At 47.9% G+C, this 891-nt stretch carries 4 tRNA genes and 2 rRNA genes; all 6 read left to right on the top strand.

The window, feature by feature from the left end:
• Positions 1 to 83, top strand: a 23S ribosomal RNA gene (locus tag ACFSCX_RS16335); the annotation flags it as partial.
• Positions 84 to 386: 303 nt separating this feature from the next.
• A 5S ribosomal RNA gene (gene rrf / locus ACFSCX_RS16330) occupies positions 387 to 502 on the top strand.
• A gap of 10 nt (positions 503 to 512) precedes the next feature.
• Positions 513 to 588 (top strand) — tRNA-Val (locus ACFSCX_RS16325).
• 39 nt (positions 589 to 627) lie between these two features.
• Positions 628 to 703, top strand: a tRNA-Thr gene (locus ACFSCX_RS16320).
• 4 nt (positions 704 to 707) lie between these two features.
• Positions 708 to 783: transfer RNA gene (locus ACFSCX_RS16315), tRNA-Lys, on the top strand.
• 7 nt (positions 784 to 790) lie between these two features.
• Positions 791 to 875, top strand: a tRNA-Leu gene (locus ACFSCX_RS16310).
• Positions 876 to 891 lie beyond the last annotated feature (16 nt).

The following is an 891-nucleotide window of genomic DNA, read 5'->3' as shown; positions in this document are numbered from 1 at the left end:
AGACGATCAGGTTGATAGGTCTGAGGTGGAAGCGTGGCGACACGTGGAGCTGACAGATACTAATCGGTCGAGGACTTAACCACAAAAATGAACGCAGACTAAAACCGTCACATCCAGTGACAACGTCTGCATGACCCACATCCTGTGGGCCTAAGCGGAGGCGACTATACTGCCTCGAAAAGCGAATGTTCTTCAGCTGCAAAAGTCGATAGACTTTTGATAGATGAAGGTTATTCGACCTCGAGAGGCAAGGAGCCGTAGCTGGACAAAAACTTTCATGAATACAAAATTGTTATCTAGTTTTGAGGGAACAAATTTCCTCTTGAAATGTTGAATAAAATCAGTATAATAAAAAGAGTCGCTAGCAAATAGTGACGATAAAATAGTCTGGTAATGATGGCGAAGAGGTCACACCCGTTCCCATTCCGAACACGGAAGTTAAGCTCTTCAGCGCCGATGGTAGTTGGGGCATTGCCCCTGTGAGAGTAGGACGTTGCCAGGCTGTTTGATTCGGAGGATTAGCTCAGCTGGGAGAGCACCTGCCTTACAAGCAGGGGGTCGGCGGTTCGATCCCGTCATCCTCCACCATAGATTCTTATTTTCACGCAAGTGAAAGGTTATTGTTATGCCGGCTTAGCTCAGTTGGTAGAGCAACTGACTTGTAATCAGTAGGTCGTGGGTTCAAATCCTATAGCCGGCACCATTTAGAGCCATTAGCTCAGTCGGTAGAGCATCTGACTTTTAATCAGAGGGTCGAAGGTTCGAGTCCTTCATGGCTCACCATTTATACGCGGATGTGGCGGAATTGGCAGACGCACCAGACTTAGGATCTGGCGCCTTACGGCGTGGGGGTTCGACTCCCTTCATCCGCACCACTAATTGAATAGTGAT

The organism is Bacillus salitolerans (assembly GCF_042680805.1).
Lineage (GTDB): Bacteria > Bacillota > Bacilli > Bacillales > SA4 > Bacillus_CJ > Bacillus_CJ salitolerans.
The sequence above is the reverse complement of the archived record's forward strand: the minus strand, read 5'-3'. Positions and strand labels throughout refer to the sequence as shown.